General features: G+C 70.7%; 16 protein-coding genes and 1 tRNA gene. 9 read left to right on the forward strand and 8 right to left on the reverse strand.

The features are described 5' to 3' along the window. Window positions 1-89: 89 nt before the first annotated feature. On the reverse strand, window positions 90-539 hold the full coding sequence (locus ACGF3C_RS09670; RefSeq protein WP_393220394.1) for a winged helix-turn-helix transcriptional regulator: 450 nt from the start codon (window positions 537-539) through the stop codon (window positions 90-92). A 75-nt stretch (window positions 540-614) separates the two neighbouring features. On the opposite strand from ACGF3C_RS09670, the gene ACGF3C_RS09675 reads away from it, so the two are divergent. From ACGF3C_RS09675 to ACGF3C_RS09695, 5 genes are all read left to right on the forward strand, one after another. Continuing rightward, window positions 615-2,078 (forward strand): MFS transporter, encoded by a 1,464-nt coding sequence (locus tag ACGF3C_RS09675; protein ID WP_393220397.1) that lies wholly within the window; start codon window positions 615-617, stop codon window positions 2,076-2,078. A gap of 52 nt (window positions 2,079-2,130) precedes the next feature. After that, complete coding sequence (locus ACGF3C_RS09680; protein ID WP_357195642.1) at window positions 2,131-3,090, forward strand: ATP-dependent DNA ligase; 960 nt, start codon at window positions 2,131-2,133, stop codon at window positions 3,088-3,090. Window positions 3,091-3,154: 64 nt separating this feature from the next. Further along, window positions 3,155-3,604, forward strand: coding sequence for a helix-turn-helix transcriptional regulator (locus ACGF3C_RS09685; protein WP_355008093.1), 450 nt, complete (start codon window positions 3,155-3,157; stop codon window positions 3,602-3,604). A gap of 5 nt (window positions 3,605-3,609) precedes the next feature. Then, the gene (locus ACGF3C_RS09690; RefSeq protein WP_357225224.1) at window positions 3,610-4,020 is read left to right on the forward strand and encodes a VOC family protein; all 411 of its coding nucleotides are present in this window, start codon (window positions 3,610-3,612) and stop codon (window positions 4,018-4,020) included. Between the two features lie 29 nt (window positions 4,021-4,049). After that, window positions 4,050-6,431 (forward strand): ATP-binding cassette domain-containing protein, encoded by a 2,382-nt coding sequence (locus ACGF3C_RS09695; RefSeq protein ID WP_393220402.1) that lies wholly within the window; start codon window positions 4,050-4,052, stop codon window positions 6,429-6,431. A gap of 2 nt (window positions 6,432-6,433) precedes the next feature. Here the strand turns inward: ACGF3C_RS09695 and ACGF3C_RS09700 are convergent, their stop codons facing one another. Beyond that, a complete protein-coding gene (locus ACGF3C_RS09700) occupies window positions 6,434-7,060 on the reverse strand; it encodes a TetR/AcrR family transcriptional regulator (protein ID WP_393220405.1) in 627 nt (208 codons plus the stop codon). A gap of 125 nt (window positions 7,061-7,185) precedes the next feature. Here ACGF3C_RS09700 and ACGF3C_RS09705 point away from each other — a divergent pair, with 125 nt between their 5' ends. After that, on the forward strand, window positions 7,186-9,321 hold the full coding sequence (locus ACGF3C_RS09705) for an ABC transporter permease (protein WP_393220408.1): 2,136 nt from the start codon (window positions 7,186-7,188) through the stop codon (window positions 9,319-9,321). A 57-nt stretch (window positions 9,322-9,378) separates the two neighbouring features. Here ACGF3C_RS09705 and ACGF3C_RS09710 read toward each other — a convergent pair whose 3' ends face one another. Next, window positions 9,379-9,804 (reverse strand): VOC family protein, encoded by a 426-nt coding sequence (locus tag ACGF3C_RS09710; protein ID WP_393220410.1) that lies wholly within the window; start codon window positions 9,802-9,804, stop codon window positions 9,379-9,381. Window positions 9,805-9,912: 108 nt separating this feature from the next. Between ACGF3C_RS09710 and ACGF3C_RS09715 the strand changes: the two genes are divergently transcribed. After that, a complete protein-coding gene (locus tag ACGF3C_RS09715; protein ID WP_357225242.1) occupies window positions 9,913-10,998 on the forward strand; it encodes a transcriptional regulator in 1,086 nt (361 codons plus the stop codon). Here ACGF3C_RS09715 and ACGF3C_RS09720 read toward each other — a convergent pair. The 5 genes from ACGF3C_RS09720 to ACGF3C_RS09740 form a co-directional block, all read right to left on the reverse strand. Continuing rightward, entirely contained in the window at window positions 10,885-11,349 is a 465-nt protein-coding gene (locus tag ACGF3C_RS09720) for a hypothetical protein (protein ID WP_357225246.1), read from the reverse strand. The two genes, ACGF3C_RS09715 and ACGF3C_RS09720, sit on opposite strands and share 114 nt — an antisense overlap. A gap of 243 nt (window positions 11,350-11,592) precedes the next feature. Further along, window positions 11,593-11,667, reverse strand: a tRNA-Arg gene (locus ACGF3C_RS09725). Between the two features lie 90 nt (window positions 11,668-11,757). Beyond that, entirely contained in the window at window positions 11,758-12,450 is a 693-nt protein-coding gene (locus tag ACGF3C_RS09730; protein WP_366608139.1) for a winged helix-turn-helix domain-containing protein, read from the reverse strand. Between the two features lie 308 nt (window positions 12,451-12,758). After that, a complete protein-coding gene (locus ACGF3C_RS09735) occupies window positions 12,759-13,427 on the reverse strand; it encodes a DUF305 domain-containing protein (protein ID WP_357229251.1) in 669 nt (222 codons plus the stop codon). An 8-nt stretch (window positions 13,428-13,435) separates the two neighbouring features. Further along, the gene (locus tag ACGF3C_RS09740; RefSeq protein WP_357229248.1) at window positions 13,436-14,233 is read right to left on the reverse strand and encodes a DUF3105 domain-containing protein; all 798 of its coding nucleotides are present in this window, start codon (window positions 14,231-14,233) and stop codon (window positions 13,436-13,438) included. Between the two features lie 97 nt (window positions 14,234-14,330). Here ACGF3C_RS09740 and argS point away from each other — a divergent pair, with 97 nt between their 5' ends. Together argS and lysA are read left to right on the forward strand one after the other, a co-directional pair. Further along, window positions 14,331-15,998: an arginine--tRNA ligase gene (gene argS / locus ACGF3C_RS09745; RefSeq protein WP_357229246.1), complete on the forward strand. Its 1,668-nt coding sequence runs from the start codon at window positions 14,331-14,333 to the stop codon at window positions 15,996-15,998. A 1-nt stretch (window position 15,999) separates the two neighbouring features. Continuing rightward, window positions 16,000-17,385, forward strand: a complete 1,386-nt coding sequence (gene lysA / locus ACGF3C_RS09750; RefSeq protein WP_357229243.1) for a diaminopimelate decarboxylase — start codon at window positions 16,000-16,002, stop codon at window positions 17,383-17,385.

Here is a 17,385-nt window from a genome sequence, read left to right on the forward strand (position 1 = left end):
GCAGACCAGCATGCCTGACCGATCGGTCAGACCCTGACCGATCGGTCAGATGGAAGCGGTGGCGTTCACCACACCCCTGGCGGGTTTCGTCAGGCGTGCTCGGCGTCGTACCTGGTCCGGGCTTCGGCGATGGCCCGCCGATGCCGCTCGGCCCAACTGGTCAGCGCGACCAGCGACTCGTAGAGCTCCAGCGCCATCGGGGTGGCCGTGTATTCGACCTTGGGCGGGACGGTCGGGTAGACGGTGCGGTGCAGCAGGCCGTCCCGCTCCAGGTTGCGCAGCGTCAGCGTGAGCATCCGGCGGCTGATCCCCTCGATGTGCCGCTCCAGTTCGGTGAAGCGCACCGGTCCGTGCGAGGCGGCCACCAGGATGCCGATGCTCCACTTGCCGCCGACCCGGTCGAGCACCTCGCGGACGGTGCACGCGCGAGCCTGGCCCGGGGTGAACGGCACGTTCTCGGCCGAGCAGGTCAGCTCGGCCGAGCAGGTCAGCTCGGCCGAGACCAGCGCGGACACATCGCTGTTCCTCTGGGACATCAAAGTGCCTCCTTCCGCCGTGGTTAATGGTCACAGACGATGACCTCGGTAACAAACCGTGCACCAAGGAGGGGTTCCGTGGAACGTGTCGTCCCATCCCGCTGGCCGGCGCTGCTGGTGCTCTGCGCCGGCAGCCTGATGATCATCCTGGATGGCACCGTCGTCGCGGTGGCGCTGCCCGCCATCCAACGCGACCTGGGCTTCAGCGCCACCGACCTGGCCTGGGTGGTGAACGCCTACCTGGTCGCGTTCGGCGGGCTGCTGCTGCTCGCCGGCCGGCTCGGAGATCTGCTGGGCCGGCGCAGGGTCTTCCTGGCCGGCGTCGCGACGTTCACAGTCGCCTCGCTGGCCTGCGCGGTCGCCACCGGGCCGGCCCTGCTGGTGGGCGCGCGGTTCGGGCAGGGCATCGGCGGCGCTCTGGCCATGGCGGTCAGCCTCGGCATGATCGTCCGGCTCTACCCCGAAGCGGCCGAGCGGGCCCGCGCCATCTCCGTCTTCAGCTTCACCGGCGCGGCCGGTGCGTCGGTCGGCACGGTCGCCGGAGGGGTGCTCACCGAGGCCGCCGGATGGCGGACCATCTTCCTGGTCAACGTGCCGATCGGGGCGGTCATCCTCATCGCGTCCCTCCGCCGGCTGCCGGCCGAACGAGGGATCGGCCTGCGCGCCGGCCTGGACCTGCCCGGCGCGCTGCTCGCCACCGCCGGCCTGATGGCCGCCGTGTTGGGCATCGTCGGAACGGGCGAGCACGGCTGGACCAGCCCCCGGACGCTCGGCGCGGTGGCCCTCGCGGTGCTGCTGCTCGGCGGGTTCGCGCTGCGCCAACGGGTGGCGGCGGCCCCGCTCGTGCCGTCCCGGGTGCTGCGCGTCCCGGGCCTGGTGGCGGCGAACGCCGTGCAGTTCCTCATGGTCTGCGCGTACTTCGGGTTCCAGTTCCTGCTCGCCGTGGAGCTGCAACTGGTGCTGGGGTTGGATGCCGCCGCGACCGGCTGGGCCTTCCTGCCCACCCCGGTCGTGATCGCCGTGGTCTCGCTCGGCCTGGCCGGTCGGCTGATCGCCCGCTTCGGTGCCCGGACGGTCCTGCTGGTCGGGCTCGGTATGGCGAGCGTCGGCTTTCTCCTGCTCGCCCGGCTGCCCGCCGACGGTGCCTACGTCGCTGACGTACTCCCCGCGATGTTGATCTTCGGCGTGGCCGGCGGCCTGACCCTGCCGGCGGTCACCACGGTGGCCATGGCCGGCGCGACCGACACCGACGCCGGGCTCGCCTCCGGCCTGGTCAACACCACCCAACAGGTAGGCGGAGCGGTCGGCCTGGCCGCGCTGGCCACAGTTGCCGCCACCCGCACCGACGGGCTGCGGGCCGCCGGCTGGGCCGAGACCGCCGCGCTCGCCGGCGGCTACCGGACGGCGTTCGCCGTGGCCGTGGGTCTCGTGGTCGCCGCGTGGCTGGTGGCGCTGACCACACTGCCCCGACGCCCGGCCCGGCCGTCGTCGGCGGCCGACCCGTCGGAGCCGGCCGGGGTGGGTGCCGGAATCGATCCGTAGCGAAGCGCCGCGTCCAGTTGACCGACGGCGGTGCGGCCGGGAGGGTGGTCGGGTGAGCAAGGCTGACGAGACCCGGGACGGCGTGGCCCTGACCAACCTGGACCAGCCGCTGTCCGACCGGGACGACGCGACGAAGCGTGACCTGGTCGACTACCTCGACGCGGTCCGGGACCGGATCCTCCCGCAGTTGCGGGGCCGGCCGCTGTCGGTGATCAGGGTCCGCCCCGGCCAGCCGCCGTTCATGCAGAAGAACCTGCCCCGCTACACCCCGGACTGGGTCCGCCGGGCGCCGGTCTGGGCGGAGGCGTCGCACCGGGAGATCTCGTACGCCCTCTGCGACGACCGCCGCACCCTGCTCTGGTTCGCCAACCAGCGGGCGGTGGAGTACCACCCGACGCTGGCCACCGTGGCGGATCTGCATCGCCCGACCCACCTGATCCTCGACCTGGACCCGCCGGACGGCGACGGGTTCCGCGCGGCGGTCGACGCCGCCCTGCTGGTCCGTCAGGCGCTCGCCGACGCCGGCCTGGCCGGTGCGGTCAAGACCAGCGGCGCCAAGGGCGTGCACGTCTTCGTTCCGGTGACCGACGAACCAACGGCCGAGGAGCTGGCCGCCGCCACCCGGGCGCTCGCCGTCCGCGCCGAGCGGCTCGACCCGGCGCTGGCCACCACCGCGTACATCAAGGAGGACCGGGGCGGCCGGGTCTTCGTGGACGCCACCCGGGCGGGCGGGGCGACGGTGGCAGCGGCGTACAGCCCCCGGTTGCGCCCCGGGATGCCGGTCTCGTTCCCGGTCGACTGGGCGGACCTGACCGAGGTGACCCCCGCCGACTTCACCATCCGGACCGCGCCCGCGCTGCTCGCCGACGGCGACCCGTGGGCCGCGCTGATGCCGGCTCCACAACCGCTCCCCGCGGACCTGGTCGCCGAGGGCCGGACCATCCCGGTCGCCCGGGTGCAGGCCATGCACGAGGGGAAGCGCCGGGCCCGCGCCCGCCGCGAGGCCGGCTGACCGGCCCGCCGGCCCCCGCCCGGCGAGCGGCGGATTGTCGGTGGGTTGTGGCACGATTTCGCAGGTGAGCAGCAAATCCGACGCGACCCAGCGACTGGCCGACCTGGCGCGGCTGCGCCGGGTCCGTGACCGGATCGACCGGGAGTACGCGTCTCCGTTGGACGTCGAGGCACTCGCCCGTGGCGCGCACATGTCGGCCGGGCACCTCAGCCGTGAGTTCCGGCTCGCCTATGGCGAATCTCCCTACAGCTACCTCATGACCCGGCGGATCGAGCGGGCGATGGCCCTGTTGCGCCGTGGCGACCTGAGCGTCACCGACGTCTGTTTCGCTGTCGGTTGCTCGTCGTTGGGCACCTTCAGCACCCGCTTCACGGAGCTGGTGGGCGTTCCGCCCAGCGTCTACCGGCGGCAGGCGGCGCAGGCGACGGCCGGCATGCCCTCGTGCGTGGCGAAGCAGGTGACCAGACCGGTCAGGAATCGAGAAGCGCGGGTCGCCGAGCCGCAACTAGCGTGACCAGCATGAACATCACCATTCATTCGAGTTTCCTGCCGCACACCGACCCGGAGGCCTCGCTGGCCTTCTACCGCGACATCCTCGGCTTCGAGGTCCGCCTCGACGTCGGGTACGAGGGGATGCGGTGGATCACGGTCGGGCCGGTCGGCCAACCCAGCACCGCCATCGTCCTGCACCCGCCGGCCGCCAACCCCGGCATCACCGACGACGAGCGGCAGACCATCCTTGAGCTGATGGCCAAGGGCAGCTACTTCGGCGTCAACCTGGCCACCACCGACCTCGACGCCACCTTCGCCAAGTTGGAGGCCAGCGACGCCGAGGTCGTCCAGGAGCCGACCGATCAGCCGTACGGCGTGCGCGACTGTGCCTTCCGGGACCCGGCGGGCAATATGGTCCGCATCCAGGAAGTGCGCTGATTCCTGCGCGCCCGACAGATGGAGACACGATGAGCACGGCCATTCAGCGGTCCGCGCCGCACGTCGCCGACAGCCACGACCTGATCCGGGTGCAGGGCGCGCGGGTGAACAACCTCAAGGACGTCAGCGTCGAGATCCCGAAGCGGCGGCTGACGGTGTTCACCGGTGTCTCCGGTTCCGGCAAGAGCTCGCTGGTGTTCGGCACCATCGCGGCCGAGTCGCAGCGGATGATCAACGAGACCTACAGCGCCTTCGTGCAGGGCTTCATGCCGACGTTGGCGCGGCCCGAGGTCGACCTGCTGGATGGCCTGACCACGGCGATCATGGTGGACCAGGAGCGGTTGGGCGCCAACTCCCGCTCCACCGTCGGCACCGCCACCGACGCCAACGCGATGCTGCGCATCCTGTTCAGCCGGCTCGGGCAGCCGCACATCGGCTCGCCCAACGCGTACTCCTTCAATGTTCCCTCGGTGAAGGCGACCGGGGCGATCACCGTCGATCGCGGCGCCGGCAAGACGAAGACCGAGAAGGCGACCTTCAACCGTCTCGGCGGCATGTGCCCACGGTGCGAGGGCATGGGTGCGGTGACCGACATCGACCTGTCGGCGCTCTACGACGACAACCTCTCGCTCAACGAGGGTGCGATCACCATCCCGGGTTACAGCATGGAGGGCTGGTACGGCCGGATCTTCCGGGGCTGCGGCTACTTCGACCCGGACAAGCCGATCGCCAAGTTCACCAAGCGGGAGCTGCACGACCTGCTCCACCGGGAGCCGACCAAGATCAAAATTGATGGCATCAACCTGACGTACGCGGGCCTCATCCCGTCGATCCAGAAGTCCTTCCTCGCCAAGGACATCGACGCCCTGCAGCCGCACATCCGCGCCTTCGTGGAGCGCGCGGTGACGTTCACGACCTGCCCCGAGTGTGCCGGCACCCGGCTCAGCAAGGAGGCCCGGTCGTCGAAGATCAAGGGCAGGAACATCGCCGACGCGTGTGCGATGCAGATCAGCGACCTGGCCGCCTGGGTCCGCGGGATCGACGAGCCGTCGGTGGCCCCGCTGCTGGCCGGCCTGCAACATCTCCTCGACTCGTTCGAGGAGATCGGGCTGGGCTACCTGTCCCTCGATCGACCGTCGGGCACCCTCTCCGGCGGAGAGGCGCAGCGCACCAAGATGATCCGCCACCTCGGCTCCTCGCTCACCGACGTCACGTACGTCTTCGACGAGCCGACGATCGGGCTGCACCCGCACGACATCCAACGGATGAACGAGCTGCTGCTCCAGTTGCGCGACAAGGGCAACACCGTGCTGGTCGTGGAGCACAAGCCGGAGGCCATCGCCATCGCCGACCACGTCGTCGACCTCGGGCCCGGCGCAGGCACGGAGGGCGGGGCCGTCTGCTACGAGGGCACAGTGGAAGGTCTGCGGGCCAGCGGCACCATCACCGGCCGCCACCTCGACGACCGGGCGGCCCTCAAGGAGACGGTACGGACGCCCACCGGCAAGCTGGAGATCCGCGGCGCCACCGCCAACAACCTCCAGGACGTGGACGTCGACGTACCCCTCGGGGTGCTCGTCGTCGTGACCGGCGTCGCCGGCTCCGGCAAGAGTTCGCTGGTGCACTCCTCGATCCCGGCCGGCGCGGGCGTGGTCTCGATCGACCAGGGCGCGATTCGCGGCTCACGGCGCAGCAACCCGGCCACCTACACCGGGTTGCTCGACCCGATCCGCAAGGCGTTCGCGAAGGCCAACGGGGTGAAGCCGGCGCTGTTCAGCGCCAACTCCGAGGGCGCCTGCCCGAGCTGCAACGGCGCCGGCGTCATCTACACCGACCTGGGGATGATGGCGGGCGTCGCCGCACCCTGCGAGGACTGCGAGGGCAAGCGGTTCCAGGCGTCGGTGCTGGAATACCGCTTCGGCGGCCGGGACATCAGCGAGGTGCTCGCGATGTCGGTGACGGAGGCCGAGAAGTTCTTCGGCGCCGGCGAGGCGCGTACGCCGGCTGCGCACGCCATCCTCGAGCGGCTCGCCGACGTCGGGCTCGGCTACCTGAGCCTGGGGCAGCCGCTCACGACTCTCTCCGGCGGCGAGCGGCAACGGCTCAAGCTGGCCACCCACATGGCCGAGAAGGGCGGCGTCTACGTCCTCGACGAGCCGACCACCGGCCTGCACCTGGCCGACGTCGAGCAACTGCTCGGCCTGCTCGACCGCCTGGTCGACGCCGGCAAGTCGGTGATCGTCATCGAGCACCACCAGGCGGTCATGGCGCACGCCGACTGGATCATCGATATCGGCCCCGGTGCCGGCCACGACGGTGGCCGGATCGTCTTCGAGGGCACACCCACGGACCTCGTCGCCGCCCGCTCCACCCTCACCGGCGAGCACCTGGCGGCGTACGTCGACAGGTGAGATCAGCGCTCCGCTCGGCGTGGCCTGCTGATGGGGGCGCTGAGCATTCCGGTGATGGCGTCGACGAGGAAGTCACCGACCTCGGGCCATCGCGGGTCTTCGCCGTCGCGCTCGGCGCGTGCCTCGACCTCGGCCGTCGCGGTGCTGACGATGCGAGTGATCAGGCGCGCCCGGCCGGCGACCACCTCCGGGTCGAGGTGCCGTAGCCGCGCGGCCAGTGACTCGCGCAGCTCCAGTGCCTGTGGCGTGGTGTCCTGCGCTTCCCGCATGATCGGCTGGGTGGCGGGGTTGTGCAGCACGTGGTCGAGAAACCGGGCCCGCCAGCTCGGGCGCGGTAGCTGGTCGAGGACCCGCATGCTCGGTGCCACGAGACCGCGTATGTCGCCGAGGACGGAGTCCTCGGCTGGGGGCATTCCCTCGCGTTGTTCCGACACGTCGCGCACGTGGCGGGCCAGGAGCGCCTTCAGCAGGCCCTCGCGCCCGCCGAAGTAGTAGCGCACCGCCGAGTGGTTGGTGTTGCCGGCCGCCTCGGCCACCCTGCGGTCGGAGACCTCGGCGACTCCCGACTCGGCGAACAGCCGCTCCGCCGCGTCCAGCAGCGCGGTGCGTGCCGCCTCGGACCGCCTCATGACCGGCCCCCTCGTGTGTCCTCGCCCGGATGTGACTCAGGTCAACCTAGCCGGATTCCCGGTCCTGGCATCCGCCGCCTACAGTTTGTAAGTCAATTGGCGTACAAACATGAGCTGGAGCGTGCATGGATACCGAAGCCGTGATCGAGGCTGCCGACGTGGTGGACGGCCGCCCGCCCGGCGCGGACCGCAAGGAACAGATCATCCGAATGGTCGCCCTGTTCGTGATGCCGTTTCTCATGGTCACGATGATGTTCGCGACCTACATGTCGACCATGCACTCACCGCACCCCCGGGACATGCCGGTCGCGGTCGTCGGCAGCGGCGCCACGGCGCAGGCAGTGGTCGACGGGCTCAACGCGGGTGAGAGCACCGAGGCCACGCTGGTGACCACCCGCGACGACGCCGTCGACCTGCTGCACGACCAGGAAGCCGCCGGCGCGCTCGTCCTGCCCACCGACGGCAGCGCCAACGCGACAATCCTCACCGCCTCGGCGGCCGGAGCCTCGCAGAACGCCACCGTTCAGCAGTTGCTCGCGCCCGTGGTCTTCCAGAACAGCTTGCAGTCCACCACCGAGGACGTCGCACCGCTACCCGCGGGTGACTCGGCCGGCATCGCGGTCCTGTTCGCGGCGATGGGCATGATGCTGGCCGGTTACGTGCCCTTGAGCATCATGGTGATGGGCGTCCCGCACCTGCTGCGGCTGCGACGGTTCCTGCCCGTGCTGGCCGGCTGGTCCGCGCTCACCAGCTCGATCATCTGGCTCATCCTCGGGCCCGTCGTGGGTGCCGTCGACGGCCACTACCTCACCTTCCTCGGCGTCGGCATGCTCGCCACCGCGGCCGTCGGCCTGGCCCAGCTGCTGCTCTCCAAGCTGATCGGGCCCCTCGCGGTGCTGCCCGGCATGCTGCTCTGGGTCGTGTTCGGCATGCCCGCGTCAAACCTGGCCCTGTCCGTGCACAACATGCCCGGGTTCTTCCAGTTCCTGCATGGCGTGCTGCCGCTCCCGGCGGCCGGTGAGGCGCTGCGCTCGGTCCTGTACTTCGACGGCAACGGCCTGGGCACCCACCTGATCGTCCTGGCTGTGTGGATCGTGGCCGCCCTCGCGCTCTGCCTCCTCAAGGAGCGCAGCGCGAGCGGGAACATGATCCCCGGCGTCCCGCCGATCACCGACCCCGACTCGAAGGCCCCCGCTCTGGCCGGCGGGCCGCCGCGCTCCAAGCGATTCCGGTACGTGGCCGCGGCCGGCTTCCCGCTGGCCATCCTCGTGGTCGTCGTGGGTGCCATGGGGTTCTCCATGCACAAACCGCAACCACACGACATCCCGGTAGTCGTGGTCGCCGCCGCCCCGGGGCAGGCTCAGCAGACCGCTGCCGGCCTCAACGCACAGCTCGACGGCATTCTCGACGTCACCGTCGCCGAAACCGTGGATGAGGCCACCGAGCAGATCCGCTCCCGTGACGTGGTCGCCGCCTTCGTCCTGCCGTCGGCACCGGACACTCCGGCGACGCTGTACTCGGCGTCCGCAGCCAACGCCAGCCAGCAGTCCGCGATCCGCGCGATCTTCCAGCCGATCACCGCCGCCCAGGGCCTCCCGCTCACGGTCACTGACGTGCAACCCCTGAGCGAGACCGACACCGGCGGCAGCAACAGCATGTACGTCGGCATGTCCTGGATCATGGCCGGCTTCCTGTTCCTGGCGGTCCTGCGCGGCGGTGCCCCGCACGTGCGCCGCCTGCGCCAGTTCCTGCCGCTGCTGGGCGGCTGGGCGATCGGCATGTCCGTCTGGCTGTGGTTCCTCTTCGACGTCCTCATCGGCGCGATCAGCGGCAACGCCCTGGAGACGATCGCCTACGGCACCCTGACCATCTTCTCTGTCTCCCTGGCCACCGGAGTGCTCACCCGCACCGTCGGCCTGGCGGGCATCATCCCGATGATGGTGGTGCTCATGATGGCCGGCGTACCCGCCTCCGGCGGTGGCATGTCGGTGTACCTGGTCCCCGAGGTGTTCCGCCCCCTCCAGGACGTGCTGCCGCTGCCCGCGGCGGTCGACATCGCCCGATCGCTTCGGTACTTCGACGGCGTCGGCGTGGGACAGAACCTGCTGGTCATCGCCATCTGGGGCGCTGTCGGGCTGGTCCTGAACCTGGTGATCGACCAGTGGCTCAAACGCCGCGAGCGCCGCTCGGACTCCGGCGGCCCGGATGCGGGTGCGGCACCCGAGCCGCACCTGAGACTGGTGCCGGCCGAGGCGCACTGAGCGGCACCGCAGCCCACCGCCGATCCCTCGCGATCGGCGGTGGGCTGCTCCTTCTGGTCAGGCGGGCTTGTACTCGACGGCGACGTCGAGCACCCAGGTGACGCCGAACGGGTCGGTGAGCATGCCGTAGAGGGGACCCCAGCCGGCCGGCGCGAGGTCGACCAGGACGGTCGAGCCCTCGCTGAGCTTCTTCCAGTAGCCGGTGATCTCGTCGGCGTCGCTGCCCCGGACCGAGACGAAGAACGGGCTCTCGCCCTGGCTCCACGGCCGCGCCGACGGCACGTCGTACGCCATGATCTGGAAGCCCTCGGCGGACGTGACCTGACCCCACATGACCTGGTCGGCCTCATCCGGGCTCTGCACGTTGTGGGCGTCGGCGTAGGTCACCGCGGCGAGGTCCCCGCCGAAGACGGACCGGTAGAAGTCGAGGGCGGCCCGAGCGTTGCCCCGAAGGTTGATGTGCGCGACGGTGTTGATGCTCATTGCTGCTCCTCGTGTGACGTGACCCGTGGCTGGTGCCCCGGGTGCAACGCCGACGATGGCAGGGGTAGCGGTCAGGTTGTGGCCGCTACCTGGGGCAGACTCGGATGCATGGCCACGACCTCCGCGAGACTGCTGTCGCTGCTCTCGCTCCTCCAGGCCCGACGTGACTGGCCGGGTGGCCTCCTGGCCGAGAGGCTGGACGTGAGCCCGCGAACGGTGCGCCGCGACGTCGACCGGCTGCGCGAGCTCGGCTACCCGATCAGCGCGTTCAAGGGGCCGGCCGGCGGGTACCGGCTCGACGCCGGTGCCGAACTGCCACCGCTGCTGTTCGACGACGATCAAGCCGTGGCAATCGCCGTCGCACTCCAGGTGGCAGCCCTCTCCGGGGCGGACATCCAGGAGGGCGCGGCGCGAGCGCTGAACACCATGCGGCAGGTCATGCCCAGCCGACTGCGGCACCGCATCGACGCTCTCCAGGTCACCGCCGTCGGAAAACCCACCACCGGGCCGGACTCCCCGGTCGACCGCACCGTGCTGACAGCCATCGGCGCGGCCGTCCACGCCCACGAGGTTCTGCGCTTCGACTACGCCTCGACGAGCGCCGCCACCGACGCGCCGCCCCGCCGCGTGGAGCCCCACCACCTCGTCACCTGGAATGGGCGCTGGTATCTCGTCGCCTGGGACCTCGACCGGGACGACTGGCGAACCTTCCGCTGTGACCGGGTCAGCCCGCGTACCCCGACCGGACCACGCTTCACCCCACGACAACTACCCAGGGGAGACGTGGCCACGTACGTCACGGGCCGCTTCCGAGGTTCCACCGAAAGCTCAGCGTGGCCCTGCGTAGGCGAGGTCATCATCAACCTTCCCGCCGCCGTCGTCGCCGCGTACACCCGCGACGGGCTTGTCGAAGAACTCGACCCCGACCGCTGCAGGCTCGCACAGGGCTCCTGGTCCTGGGTCGGCCTCGCAGCCGCGCTCGGCAGGTTCGGCGCGGACATCGAGGTGATCGGTCCGGTCGAGCTCAAGGCCGCCTTCGCGGGACTCGCCCGCCGCTACGCCGACGCGGCCCGTCCGAGACTAGACGCCCGGCGGCCGTGCGCGTCGTGTCGTCGCGGCGGCGAGGACTCCGCAGCTGGCGGTGATCAGCCCGAGGACGGGTGTGACCTGGTTGACGTACCCGGGCACGGATGAGGTGACGTACGTGCCGCCGCCGCTGAGGTGGCACTCGAAGCGGAGCGGTACGTAGCTGACTCCGTACCCGTCGACCTGGCTCGCCAGCTGCGATCCGCCCTCCCTGCAGGGTTCGATCGGGAAGGAGCCGGCTCCGCCGTCCTCCGCCCGCATCACCGCGTAGCCGAGGTGGAGCAGACCCCACGCGTACACGGCGACGGCGCCCGCACCGGCGAGAAGCGCCGCCGCCCGCAACCAACCCGGCCGGGAGCGTTCGCCTTTCCTGAGCACCGCGCCGAGCCCACGTACGGTGAGGATCGCCGCGGTGGCGGCTCCGCCCAGCGCGGCGAGGAGCAGCCCGAGAAACAGCATGACGACATCATGGATCTTGCGGGTTCGCGTGCCCTCGTCGGGGCGGCCGGGCGGAGCGGCGGGCCGGAGGCCTGAGCCGGCTGATGCGGTGCTTCCCCTGGTCAGGGAGTGGCTGCTGGACCGCCGCGCGGGGCGCACGTCCACCCGGGTGCCTGTTGCGGGCTTCGGCGAGTGGTAACGCAAAACCGGGCGCGTGGAGGCTGTATCCCCCCTGCGCCCGGCAGTGTCGTGTGAAACTTTTCCTGGTGCCCCCGGCAGGATTCGAACCTGCGCCCCCGCCTCCGGAGGGCGGTGCTCTATCCCCTGAGCTACGGGGGCTCAGCGACTGGAGAAGACTAGCAAACCTCCCCTGCGTACGCCGAATCGGTATCGGGTGAGCCGATCGTGTCCGATCGGCTCACCCGGTGCTCAGGCGGCTACCGCCCGCCCGCAGCTGGGCAGCGGGTGCAGGACGATTCGCCGAGGGAGCCGACGCGGCCACTCGTTGCGTGGCCAGGAGCCGTCGACGATCAGGTGGACGGTGCGCTGCTCCTCGCCACTGAGCCGCAGCACGAAGTCGCGGGGGAGCGGCGGGTCCACCGTCGGAGTAGTGATCATGAAGCGCACCCGACCGCGGGACGAGACGGCGGAGATCACGTCGGCGGCCGGCATCGTGCCGCGCAGTCGGACCCGGCCGATCCAGTAGACCTCCGCGAGGTGCTCCTGGGCGGCCCGGGTGATCCCCGGGTACTCGCTGCGGACCCAGCGCTCCACCGCGCTGACGCAGAGCCCGCAGGCCCGCTCCCGCGGTTCCCGCGGACCCAACCCCCAGGCCCGCAGGTACGCCCCGACCGCGCCGGTGTCCAGCGGCAGCTCGAAGCGCCGCTGGATGAGCGTGGTCAGGCTCTGCCGCGTCCACAACTCCTCGTCCAGGCCGAACTCGTCGGGATGGACGCCCCGCAGCATGTCGATCAACTCGAGTTCCTGTTCGCGGCTGAGCATTCCCGGCTCGCCCTGCCGCTGTCCGCGACGGACGGCTGCCACCGCCCCGTCACCACCGATGGTGTGGCGTCGGCACCAACTGGTGACCGAACGCCGTGCGTCTCTGAGTGCAACCCCCACGTCTTGGGCAACGAGCCCGAATCGCAACTGGTCACGATATGTGGGGAGAAAACTCTCTAAGCAACGTAATCGCCTGTGCCACGCAAAACGCCCAGAAGGGACGAGAGGGGTGTTCAGGTCATACGTGGCGGGTTTGGCCTCCTTGATCGACTCGGGTTCCTGAAACTCGGGGCGTGGCGATCGCGTGGACGGCGCGGTTTCCTGCAACCCGAGTCGATCAAGGCCGTGCGGGGTCGGGAGACATGGTGCGGCCCGCGTCACCGCCACGGATCGGCGGGGACGCGGGCCGGTTGCGCCCGTCCGGTCGGTCAGCCCTTGGCCTGCGCCTGGAGCTGCCGGAGATTGTTCAGCTCGCTCTGCTGGGTGTTCTTCATGGTCTGGGCCACCCGTACGACCTCGGCGTTGTCGGTCTCGTCGAGCGCCGCGTCGATCATGTGGATGCCGCCCAGGTGGTGGTCGTACATCAGGGTCAGGAACTGCCTGTCGACCTCGATGCCCTGAGCGTTGCGCAGGGCGGTCATCTGCTGCGGCGTGGCCATGCCCGGCATCAGACCGTCCTTGACGGTGGCCCCGTCGGACATCCACGACATCGGCGGGTTCGACCCGGTCGGGCTGAGGCCCCACTCGCGCAGCCAGGTCTGCATCGCGCCGATCTCGCCCTGCTGCCCGGTGGCGATGTCCACGGCGATCTGCCGCACCTCGGGGAGGGTCGCCGACCGGTACGCGATCAGGCTCATCTCCACCGCCTGTGCGTGGTGGGTCGTCATGTCCCGGGCGAAGCCCGCCTCGACCGAGGCATCACCGGGTCGGGTGATCCGTGGGGTGAGCAGACCGCCCGCGTAGCCGAGGAGGAGCCCCACCACCAGCATGATCGCGAGCGCCAGGACGCCGTAGCGCGACGCCGGGGCCCGGCCGCCCTCGTCCGGGGCGGCCGGGATCTCGTCGTACTCGCTGTCGGTGGTCGCCGGAGCGGTCATTGCCGTCCTTACTGGGTGGGCTGCTGCTGGAGCTCACGCGGCGTGGTGCCGGTGGCGGTGATGCCGGTGTTGCAGAGCGCCGTCGGGCCCTCGACCGAGGCGTTCACCCGCAGGTCCTTGATGAACTCGTCGATCCGCGAGTCGTCGGCGTTGTCGAGCTTGAGCTGGTAGCCCCAGGCCTGCAGCGAGATCGGCTTGTCCAGGCCCTCGTACGGGCTCATCAGCATCTTCTCGACGCCGCGCACCTTGCCGGCGAGCTTGTCGACCTGGTCCTTGGGCAGGTCCGGGCGGTAGGTGACCCACACCGCGCCGTGCTCCAGGCTGTGCACCGCGTGCTCGCTGGCGATCGGGGCGTCGTAGACGTCGCCCATGCAGTTCTGCCAGGCGGCGTTGTGCACCCCGCCCACCGGCGGCGAGTACTTGTAGGTCAGCGGGCCCGACTTGTGCGACTCGTAGTCGAGGCTCGTCTTGTCGGTCTTGCGGATGTTGACGATGCCCTCGATGGCGTCGGCCCGCTTGTCCCAGGGCTTGGAGCCCTGGAACGACGCCCAGGCGCCGTAGCCGATGATGCCGGCCGCGAGCACGCCCACCGCGACGAAGAGCGCGATGGGGCCCCACGCGCGGCCCTGGCTCACCTTGACCGGTGTGACCGGCTTGCGCGGGCCCTTGCCACCGGCCCGGGGGGAGCCCGCGGGCTTGCCGGAAGTGGCCTTCGCGCCGGACGCCGGCCGGCCCGCGGCCGGCTTCTTGCCGGTGCTGACCACGGTCGGGCGGCGCTCAGGGCCACCCGGGGTGCTGATGCTCATCGTGCCTCGTCAAGTCGGTCGGTCAGGGGAGTGGCGGGCCGGATGACGCGCAGGGGAGCCGCCGAGTGCCCGAGTCTACCCCCGATAACATGGTTGGGTGACTCCTGCAGAACTAGCCTCGGTCGTCCTTGCCGCCGCCCACGCCGTCTTCGAGCAGCGTGGGCTCGACCGCGCCGCGCTGCCGGCGAGCACTGTGGTGGAGCGACCGCGCAACCCCGAGCACGGCGACTACGCCTCGACGCTCGCGCTGCAGTTGAGCAAGAAGGTCGGCGTTCCGCCCCGGGATCTGGCGGGTGCCCTGGCGGACGAACTGAGCCGGGCGGAAGGTGTCAAATCGGTCGAGATCGCCGGGCCGGGGTTTCTGAACATCCGGCTCGACGCGGCGGCCGCCGGTCAGCTCGCCCGGGTGATCGTCGAGGCCGGCGCGGAGTACGGCCGCAGCGACCGGCTCGCCGGCGAAAAGATCAACCTGGAGTTCGTCTCGGCCAACCCGACCGGGCCGGTGCACATCGGCGGGGTTCGCTGGGCGGCCGTCGGTGACGCGCTGAGCCGACTGCTGCGGGCCACCGGCGCCGACGTCGGCACGGAGTACTACTTCAACGACGCCGGTTCGCAGATCGACAGGTTCGCCCGGTCGCTGCTCGCCGCCGCCAAGGGCGAGCCGGCGCCGGAGGACGGCTACGGCGGGGCGTACATCGCCGAGATCGCCGCCGAGGTGCGGGCCCGCCGGCCGGAGGTGTCCTCGCTCGACGACGATGCCGCCCAGGAGGTCTTCCGGGTCGAGGGCGTCGCGCTGATGTTCGACGAGATCCGCTCCTCGCTGCGCGACTTCGGGGTGGAGTTCGACACCTACTTCAACGAGAAGGACCTGCACGACCGGGGTGAGCTCGACCTGGCGCTGAACCGGCTGCGCGAGCAGGGGCACCTCTACGAGTCCGAGGGCGCCACCTGGCTGCGCACCACCGACTTCGGCGACGACAAGGACCGGGTGCTGCGCAAGTCCAACGGCGAGTGGACGTACTTCGCCGCGGACTGCGCCTACTACCTGGACAAGCGCGAGCGCGGCTTCGAGCGGGTCGTGATCATGCTGGGCGCCGACCACCACGGCTACATCGGCCGGATGAAGGCGATGTCCGCCTGCTTCGGCGACGACCCGGAGCGCAACCTGGAGATCCTCATCGGGCAGCTGGTCAACCTGCTGCGCGACGGCGCCCCGATGCGGATGAGCAAGCGGGCCGGCACCGTGATCACCCTGGAGGACCTGGTCGACGCGATCGGCGTGGACGCCTCCCGATACGCGTTGGCCCGCTACTCCAGCGACTCCCCTATCGACATCGACATCGAGCTGTGGACCCGGGCGACCCGCGACAACCCGGTCTACTACGTGCAGTACGTGGCAGCCCGGACGGCGGGCGTGGCCCGCAACGCCGCCGAGGTGGGGCTGGTTCCGGGCGACGCCGACGCGTTCCGCCCCGAGCTGCTCGCCCACGAGAAGGAGAACGAGCTGCTCAAGGCGCTCGCCCAGTTCCCCGCGGTGGTGGCGACGGCCGCCGAGCTGCGGGAACCGCACCGGGTGGCCCGCTACCTGGAGGAGAGCGTCGCCGCCTCCTACCACCGGTTCTACGACAACTGCCGGGTGCTGCCGCTGGGCGACGAGGAGATCACCGACCTGCACCGCGCACGGCTCTGGCTCAACAACGCCACCCGCACGGTGATCGCCAACGGCCTGCACCTGCTCGGCGTCTCCGCACCCGAGAGGATGTGACATGAGGGCTCATGAGGCTGGTGCGCTGCACGCGGACATCAGCAACCAGGGGCCGGCCTGGCTGCGTACACCGGCCGACGTCAACGCCCTCGTGCCGGCGCTGTGGCCACGCAGCGTGACGCGCGGCGCGGACGGCGCGGTCGCCGTCGCGGGCCTCAGCGTCCGCGACATCGCGGCCGAGTTCGGCACCCCGGTGTACGTCCTCGACGAGGCCGACCTGCGCTCGCGCTGCCGCGACTTCCGGGCGGCCTTCCCGACCGAGGACATCTTCTACGCGGGCAAGGCGTTCCTGTGCCGGGCGGTGGTCCGGATGATCGCCGAGGAGGGGCTGTTCCTCGACGTCTGCACCGGCGGCGAGCTGGCCACCGCCCTGTCGGCCGGGATGCCGCCGGAGCGGATCGGCTTCCACGGCAACAACAAGTCGGTCGCCGAGCTGGGCCGGGCGCTGGACGCCGGGGTGGGCCGGATCATCGTCGACTCGTTCACCGAGATCGACCGGCTCACCACGCTGGCCCGCGAGCGCGGGGTCCGGCCCCGGGTGCTGGTCCGGGTCACCGTGGGCGTCGAGGCGCACACCCACGAGTTCATCGCCACCGCCCACGAGGACCAGAAGTTCGGCTTCTCCCTCGCGGGCGGTGCCGCAGCGACCGCCGCGTTCAAGATCCTCGACGAGGGCGTGCTGGAGCTGCGCGGCCTGCACTCGCACATCGGGTCGCAGATCTTCGACGCCAGCGGCTTCGAGGTCTCGGCCCGTCGGGTGCTCGCCCTGCAGGCGCAGATCCGCGACGCGCGCGGGGTGGAGCTGCCCGAGCTGGACCTGGGGGGCGGCTTCGGTATCGCGTACACCACCCAGGACGACCCGGCGACCCCGCAGGATCTGGCCAAGCGGCTTCGCAAGATCGTCGATTCGGAGTGCGCGGCGGAAAATCTGGCCGTGCCGCACCTGTCGATCGAGCCGGGCCGGGCCATCGTCGGCCCGTCCGTGTTCACCCTCTACGAGGTCGGCACGGTCAAGGACCTCGACGGCCTCCGGACGTACGTCAGCGTCGACGGCGGGATGAGCGACAACATCCGCACCGCCCTCTACGACGCGTCCTACTCGGCGACCCTGGCCTCGCGGGCCTCGACAGCGCAGCCGTTGCTCGCCCGCGTGGTGGGAAAGCACTGTGAGTCCGGGGACATCGTGGTGAAGGATGAATTCCTGCCCGCCGACGTGCAGCCCGGAGATCTTGTCGCAGTGCCCGGCACCGGTGCGTACTGCCGAAGCATGGCCAGCAACTACAACCATGTGCCCCGGCCACCGGTGGTCGCGGTGCGCGACGGCCAGGCGCGCCTGATCGTCCGGCGGGAAACCGAAGAGGACCTGCTCGCATTGGATGTTGGATGA

Source organism: Micromonospora sp. NPDC047762, from assembly GCF_043204655.1.
Taxonomy (GTDB): domain Bacteria; phylum Actinomycetota; class Actinomycetes; order Mycobacteriales; family Micromonosporaceae; genus Micromonospora.

What these genes read in the sequence shown, in the direction of transcription:
- ACGF3C_RS09690 (WP_357225224.1), top strand. Translation starts at nt 3,610, where the DNA reads ATGAACATCACCATTCATTCGAGTTTCCTGCCGCACACCGACCCGGAG.
- ACGF3C_RS09695 (WP_393220402.1), top strand. Translation starts at nt 4,050, where the DNA reads ATGAGCACGGCCATTCAGCGGTCCGCGCCGCACGTCGCCGACAGCCAC.
- ACGF3C_RS09700 (WP_393220405.1), bottom strand. Translation starts at nt 7,060, where the DNA reads ATGAGGCGGTCCGAGGCGGCACGCACCGCGCTGCTGGACGCGGCGGAG.
- ACGF3C_RS09705 (WP_393220408.1), top strand. Translation starts at nt 7,186, where the DNA reads ATGGATACCGAAGCCGTGATCGAGGCTGCCGACGTGGTGGACGGCCGC.
- ACGF3C_RS09710 (WP_393220410.1), bottom strand. Translation starts at nt 9,804, where the DNA reads ATGAGCATCAACACCGTCGCGCACATCAACCTTCGGGGCAACGCTCGG.
- ACGF3C_RS09715 (WP_357225242.1), top strand. Translation starts at nt 9,913, where the DNA reads ATGGCCACGACCTCCGCGAGACTGCTGTCGCTGCTCTCGCTCCTCCAG.
- ACGF3C_RS09720 (WP_357225246.1), bottom strand. Translation starts at nt 11,349, where the DNA reads ATGCTGTTTCTCGGGCTGCTCCTCGCCGCGCTGGGCGGAGCCGCCACC.
- ACGF3C_RS09735 (WP_357229251.1), bottom strand. Translation starts at nt 13,427, where the DNA reads ATGACCGCTCCGGCGACCACCGACAGCGAGTACGACGAGATCCCGGCC.
- ACGF3C_RS09740 (WP_357229248.1), bottom strand. Translation starts at nt 14,233, where the DNA reads ATGAGCATCAGCACCCCGGGTGGCCCTGAGCGCCGCCCGACCGTGGTC.
- lysA (WP_357229243.1), top strand. Translation starts at nt 16,000, where the DNA reads ATGAGGGCTCATGAGGCTGGTGCGCTGCACGCGGACATCAGCAACCAG.